General features: G+C 60.0%; 5 protein-coding genes. 2 read left to right on the top strand and 3 right to left on the bottom strand.

Annotated features, from left to right (window positions below; genetic code table 11):
• Nucleotides 1-42 precede the first annotated feature (42 nt).
• From mksF to mksB, 3 genes are read right to left on the bottom strand one after another with little or no spacing between them, the layout of a single operon-like run.
• Nucleotides 43-2883 (bottom strand): Mks condensin complex protein MksF, encoded by a 2841-nt coding sequence (mksF, locus tag ACRESJ_RS10580; RefSeq protein ID WP_431757854.1) that lies wholly within the window; start codon nt 2881-2883, stop codon nt 43-45.
• Nucleotides 2880-3581 (bottom strand): Mks condensin complex protein MksE, encoded by a 702-nt coding sequence (mksE, locus tag ACRESJ_RS10575; RefSeq protein WP_431757853.1) that lies wholly within the window; start codon nt 3579-3581, stop codon nt 2880-2882. The genes mksF and mksE overlap by 4 nt, the downstream gene beginning before the upstream one ends.
• A complete protein-coding gene (gene mksB, locus ACRESJ_RS10570) occupies nt 3571-4848 on the bottom strand; it encodes an Mks condensin complex protein MksB (RefSeq protein ID WP_431757852.1) in 1278 nt (425 codons plus the stop codon). The genes mksE and mksB overlap by 11 nt, the downstream gene beginning before the upstream one ends.
• 218 nt (nt 4849-5066) lie before the next feature.
• On the opposite strand from mksB, the gene ACRESJ_RS10565 reads away from it, so the two are divergent.
• Together ACRESJ_RS10565 and rimI are read left to right on the top strand one after the other, a co-directional pair.
• The gene (locus ACRESJ_RS10565) at nt 5067-5813 is read left to right on the top strand and encodes an energy transducer TonB (RefSeq protein ID WP_431757855.1); all 747 of its coding nucleotides are present in this window, start codon (nt 5067-5069) and stop codon (nt 5811-5813) included.
• Entirely contained in the window at nt 5806-6258 is a 453-nt protein-coding gene (gene rimI, locus ACRESJ_RS10560) for a ribosomal protein S18-alanine N-acetyltransferase (protein WP_007978046.1), read from the top strand. The genes ACRESJ_RS10565 and rimI overlap by 8 nt, the downstream gene beginning before the upstream one ends.
• Nucleotides 6259-6318: the final 60 nt, after the last annotated feature.

Here is a 6318-nt window from a genome sequence, read left to right as displayed (position 1 = left end):
CATGAGGATCGCGGCCTTCTTGTTTCCATCAACTAGAAGCAATCAAACCGCATCCAGCTCCGGCTCATCCGCTTCCACGTTGACCGTCGCCCTGACCTGATCGTGTCGACGAATGTATTTCCAGTCCGCCTCATCAATGTAGATGCCCGCCGGACCGCTGCCGCCTTCCAGGTCGATGGCAACACTGGCGCAGACCTGCGGCTTCACACTCGCCAGGATCGGCACGAAGCCCAGTTGCAGGCTGGTCTCCAGCAGTGCGGCCTGGTTCTTCTCGTCGATGTCCGCGGCCTCATCGAGGTAGTACGGCAGGCGTACGCGTCCGGCCAGATCGCGATCCATCAAGTGGAGCAACAAGTACATGTTGGTCAGCGCCTTGATGGTCATGGTGGTGCCGTTGGAGGCTGCACCGTCGATGTCGGTGTGGATAACCGGCTGGCCGTTGACCTTGGTGATTTCGAACGCCAGTTCGAACAAATCCTTCAGACCGAGCTGGTTGTGGTTGGCCGCCACGAGTCGCGCCAGGTATTCCTTGGCCTCTTCGTTCTTGTTGTCCTGCTCGGCGCTTTGGCTCAGGTCGAACACCGACAGCGTTTCACCTTCTTCGTACTGGCCAGCGCTGTGGATGATCTGGTCGATGTGCTTGAGCGCTTCCTTGTTCGGCGCGAGCACGATACGGAAGCTTTGCAGGTTGGACACCTGGCGCTTGTTGATCTCGCGGTTGAACAGGGCCAGTTGATGCTCGAGGCTGTCGTAGTCGCTGCGGATGTTGCGCAGGGTCCGGGCGATATCCGTGACGGCGGCACGGCGTGCCTTGCCCAGAGTCAGGGCTTCGTCGGTGCGGTGTGCATAGGCGTTGATCAGCAGTTGCAGGCGACGCTCCATATCGTCTTCGCTGTCGAACTTGGCCACGCCTTTGAGGCGGACTTGCGCGTACAGCGCCTCGATCTGGCCGTCGGCGCGCAGCAGGCCCTGCCAACTGTCTTGATAGTCGTTGAGCAGTGGCAGCAGGTTGTCCATGGAATCGTCGATCGGGTCCATGCACGGCGTACCGAACGGAAGATCCGCCGGCAGCAGTTGACGGCGGCGCAGTGCGTCGTCGAGGGTGCGTTGCTTGGCTTCCATGTCGCCGATCTGCCGGCCGACCAGTTGAAGCTTGGCCGACAGTTGCTGAACGCGCTCGGTAAAGGCATCGCTGGAGCGCTTCAGTTCGTCCTGCGCGGCTTCCATCTGCGCCAGTTGCTCAAGCTTGTCGCCTTCTTCGGCACTCAGGGTTTGCGCGCGTCGGAAGTCTTCCAACGCTTTCTGCGCGTCCAACACTTGCTGGTACAGCGCTTCGGTCTGGGTCTTGCTCGCGGCGCGGTCGGCAGCCACGGCTTGTTGGGTCTTGAGTTGCTTGAGTTCTTTTTCCAGGCGCTCTTTCTGATCGCGCAACGCGGCGCGGTCAGCCAGCGCTTGCAAGGCCGGTGGTTCGATGTGGGAGATGTCGATGGACAGCCCCGGCACTTCGAACCGTTCACCTTTGAAACCGTCGAGGATCAGCTCCACGGATTTCACCCAATCACCGTTCTCGTCGAGGGTGATGCCATGCTCACCCAGCGGCAGGCTGAACAGCGCGCTGTTGAACAGGCGCATCAGGCGCTCGACGTCCTGCTGCGAAAACTCCTCGCGCAGGCGGGCGTAGCTGTTGTTGTCGGCGTGATCGAGTTGCTGCTTGACCGACTTCAGGCGTTTTTCCAGATCCCGCAGACGTTCTTCCAGGTCTTCGGCGCTGAACTGTCGGGACTGTGCCAGCGCACCGGCCAGTTCATCGTGAGCGTCCTTGGCCGCCAACAGTTGCTGTTCAAGTACCTTGACGTCATCGACCAAGGCAAAGCGATGCTTGAGCACCGACAGCTCGCCCAGCCAGCGCTGGATGCCGCTGATTTCCCGCTCCAGACGCATCAACTCCTGGGTGCCACCGCGCTGATCGTTTTGCAGTGCGTCCTGTTCGTTGCGGTAGTGCTCGGCCTGAATGGTCAGTTCTTCCTTGCGCGCGCTGGCGTAGTCCGACCAGGTGCCAAGCAAAGAATCGAGCAATGGCGAGATCCGGTGCAGCTTGCCGCGCAGAATGTCGCGTTGCTTCACGCCGTTGGCCAAGGCTTCGACCAAGGGTCCGGCAGCAACCAGGGAGTTGTAGTCCTGCTCCATGCGTCGTACGTCGCGGAAGGCTTCTTCGCACGCGGCGATGTAATCCACGCTACCGGATCGCAGGCTGTGCTCGAAAGCGTCGAGGAACAGCTGCTTGAGCTTGGCCGCGGTGATTTCGCGCATGTGCAGCAGGTTGATGAACAGTGCGCGGAAGGTCTTCAGGCTTTGCTCGCTGGTGGAGCGCAGCGGGATCAGCGTCAGGTCCAGCGGAATCGAAGTGTGACCACCGACCAGCAAACGACGAAGTTCATCAGGCTTGAGTTCGTAGGCTTTGAGGCCTTCGCGCTCTAGGTTGGTGAACAGTTCTTTCTGGCGCAGGCAGGTATCGTTTTTCTGGTAATGGGCCAGGTCCAGTTTGCCGGCGTAGGCAAAGAACTGGTGACCAAAACCACCGCCCGGTCCACGACCGACCACGCCGATCACGTGTGGGCCGTGGGGCAGGTTCACTTCGACCAGGATGTAGCTGGTGTCGGAGGCGAAGTAGAAACGCCGCGATTGTTCCAAGCTGTATTTGCCGAAACTCATGTCCGACATACGCGCCAGGATCGGGAACTGCAAGGCGTTGATCGAGGCGGATTTACCGAGGTTGTTGGCGCCGTAGACCGACAGGGGCTCTTCCAGCGGGAACAGGCCGAGGCTGTAGCCGGCAGTGTTCAAAAGGGCAAAGCGGCGGATGCCGTAACGTTCCTTGCTCATGCGTCGAGCTCCTGTTCTTCGGCAATGGCACGGGCCAGAGCGTCTTCTTCGCTTTCACCGTCGAATTCGCTCAAGTCGAGCGGGTCGTCGGTCTGCAGCAGTTTTTCGTCACTGTCTTCATCGATCAGTACCGGCACCGGCAGCGGTAGGACGCTATGCAGGCTGGCGGCGAGATCGCGGTCCTGCTGTACCGACAGGCAGACGTCGAGGAAACGGTGCATCGGCGGCAGGAAACGGTAGACGCCGTTTTCTTCGCTGGCGAAACCGAGTTGGGTCATGCGGCGCATGATCTTTTCTTCGAGCTCGTCCTGGGTCTGCACTTCGGCCTGGATGAACAGATCGCGGTACTTTTCCAGCAACGACGGCAATTCATCGCGACCCAGGCTGCCGCCATCGAGCACGGAGATCGGGTCGCGGCCCTGGTCGGCCAAGTGCTCGACGAGAATGAAGGTGAACAGCGCCAGACGTTGCGCGGTTTTGTTCACGGTAGCCGCGGCCAGATCCGGCACAAAGTAGTAGAAACCACGGGTGTCGCAGACCAGTTCAAACCCCAGGGCCTTGAATAGCGTGCGGTACTGGTCCTGGAAATTCGACAGCTGTGCGTACAGCTCCGGATCGCGGCGGCTGACGTGGTAACCCTTGAACAGCTCACGAAAGATCGGTGCCAGCTGGGACAGTTCGGATAGATCAAGATGCATGTGGAATGCTCGCAGAATTCTCGGCGGCCTCGGGGCCGGCCGAGAGCAGGGCGAAGGAGCGCAGGCTGACCTGATGCTCGTGTGTGAAGTAATCGCGACGTTCCAGGCGCTCGCGCTTGAAGCGTTTTTCCCGGGACAGGCGCGAGAACCAGTACAGCAATTCATCGGTAGCGCCGTCCGGTTCCTGCTCCAGAAGCCAGGTCATCAGGTCCGGCATCGGCAGGGCGTCTTCGCAGCGCTCGAGCATTTCCCGAACAGTGCGTGGTGCACGCGGGGCTTCACCTTTCTGCGTTTTGTGTGCTTTGGGGAAGCGTGCCGGCTTTGGTTCAAAACGCGCCAGGGCGTAAACGTATGCTTCGACCTGGCTGGCGCTGCCGAGGAAAGTGCTTTGCGGTCGGGTGAACATCGGCATGGCCGCTTGCGGCACGGCGTCGATGCCTTTACGGCGGATCATCGACAGCGCCAATGCCGCTCCACGGGTCACTGCGTTGTGGCGGCGGGCTTCTTCACGCAGTGGCAATAGCAGTTCGCGGGCGTGACGCAAGGTCAGCTGGGCACTGGTCTGCATTTCGAGAATGCGTGCGTGGGTGCGCAACAACATGTCGTCGTCAACCAGATGACCGAGGCGTTGCTGTTCGGTGAGCATTTTCAGCAGGACGTTTTCGACCTTGCGCACGCCTTGTTCGAAGGCGCCGTCGGCATTCACCAGCTGAATCATCGGCTCGACGTATTCGTCCCAGGTCGCGAGTACTTCAGCGTAACGCTGACGCAATGGAATCTGCCGATCGCTGGTCTTGGCCCTTTCGGCGACGGCCACCAGGGCCTGTTCGTCGTTGGCGAGCTTTTTCAGTACATCGCGAACACGCATATCAAGCAGGCGCAACTGTCGCGCCAGATCGTTGCCATCACGAATCTCGAAGGCGTCCTGAATGTAACCGGCCAGGCGTTCGAGGTGGCGCAGATAGGCTTCGATTTCCAGGCACAGGCCCAAACGGTGTTCACGGCGCAGGTAAGCGAGGAAATCGTGGATTTGCGCGTTGAGCTCGAAACGGTTCGGGCTTTTTGCCACTGGAACCAGAATATCGAGGCGAATCCACACGTCCAGCAGGCTGGTGATGTCCTGCGGCGTACTGTCCAGTTGCTGGGCGGCCAACTGTGAACGCAATTCGTTGAGGCTCAGTGTGCCTTGGTCGAAATGCTCGCACAGTGGCTCCAGAAGTGCCCAGTGTTCAGCGAGGGCGCGCAAGACGCGCTTGGGTTCGATCATCGGAATGGCCGGCTGGTTGGCGATTAAAAGCCGCGATTGTACTGCATCAGGCGCGATGCGATTCACTCTCGGGACGGGCTGTCGCATTCTTTCGGTAAAGAGCATCGATCAACAGCAAGCGATCTTGAGGGAACGGCGGTAGAATCAGCGCACTTTAGTTATCCACAAGTGGCCGACCTTTGCTTATCGAGTCCCGTCGCCGCGCCTATTTGACCGCCATGCAGGTGGTCAACTGGCTGCCGCGCACCGAATTGCCCTTTGCTGCGCCGTCGCGGCCCGAGCTACTGGAAATGCCCGAGCCGGTTTTCGTCGCGCCTGTCGCGCTGGCACCTGTGGTTGAAGCGCCTGTGGCACCCGTGGTCAAACCCGCCGAACGGGTGAAAATCGAAGTGCCGCGACCCTCGTCGGCAAGCACGCGTACCGCGGCAAAACCTGTGACTGAGGCCGAAGACGCGCCCGTCGCGGTCAAGGCGCCTGTCGTGCCGCCACCGCGCTTCGCGCTGCAATTGTTGCGGGCCGGACGCTGCCTGCTGCTGGTCGAGTTACCCACAGGCGAAGCTTTCCAGACCCGTGATCCCGCTTATTTGCTACTCAAGGACATGCTGCGCGCCGCTGGTCTGCCGGACAGCCCGCAGATCGTCGGTGAGCCGGTACGATGGCCGCTGCTGGTGCGGGGCAACATGGATCAAGGTCCGGAAGCCGCCCGCGATTTCGTGCAGGGCTTTGTCTCAGCTCGCCTGGAAGACGCCCCGTGCGTCTGCCTGTGGCTGATCGGCCTGCCGGCGGTGCGTTTCGCCGGTGAGGCGGATGCCGAGTCGTTCAATCGTGAACTGCAGGTTGAAGGCCTGGGTTCGGTCTGGGCCTTGCCGGGCCTGGAGTTATTAATGGAAGAGCCACAGCGTAAGGCTGATGTCTGGCAAGCCATGCGTCGGCTGATGGCGCGCTGGAAAGAATCGAATGAGTGACGCTGTATCGTTTCGCCCGATGACCGAGGCGGACCTGGAAACTGTTCTCAAGATTGAGTACGCGGCCTACAGCCATCCCTGGACTCGCGGGATTTTTCTTGATGGCTTGGGCAAGTACCAGATCTGGCTGATGTTCGAAGGACAGCAGCAGGTTGGGCACGGTGTCGTGCAGATCATTCTTGATGAGGCGCACCTGCTGAACATCACCGTCAAACCGGAAAACCAGGGCCGTGGCCTGGGTTTGACGCTGCTTGAGCATTTGATGTCGATTGCTTACAAGGCCGACGCTCGGGAATGTTTTCTGGAAGTACGCGACAGTAACACCGCAGCGTTCAAGCTGTATGAGCGGTATGGTTTCAACGAGATTGGTCGTCGACGGGATTACTACCCGGCGGTGGGCGGGCGGGAAGATGCAGTGGTCATGGCCTGCACTTTGGTTGATTAATACCTTTGTAGGAGCTGCCGAAGGCTGCGATCTTTTGATTTTGCTTTTATAGATCAAAAG

The organism is Pseudomonas sp. (assembly GCF_050739655.1).
Classification (GTDB): Bacteria; Pseudomonadota; Gammaproteobacteria; order Pseudomonadales; family Pseudomonadaceae; genus Aquipseudomonas.
The sequence above is the reverse complement of the archived record's forward strand: the minus strand, read 5'-3'. Positions and strand labels throughout refer to the sequence as shown.

Coding starts and splice junctions, on each gene's coding strand:
- mksE (WP_431757853.1), bottom strand. CDS start 3,581: ATGCATCTTGATCTATCCGAACTGTCCCAGCTGGCACCGATCTTTCGT.
- mksB (WP_431757852.1), bottom strand. CDS start 4,848: ATGATCGAACCCAAGCGCGTCTTGCGCGCCCTCGCTGAACACTGGGCA.
- mksF (WP_431757854.1), bottom strand. CDS start 2,883: ATGAGCAAGGAACGTTACGGCATCCGCCGCTTTGCCCTTTTGAACACT.
- ACRESJ_RS10565 (WP_431757855.1), top strand. CDS start 5,067: ATGCAGGTGGTCAACTGGCTGCCGCGCACCGAATTGCCCTTTGCTGCG.
- rimI (WP_007978046.1), top strand. CDS start 5,806: ATGAGTGACGCTGTATCGTTTCGCCCGATGACCGAGGCGGACCTGGAA.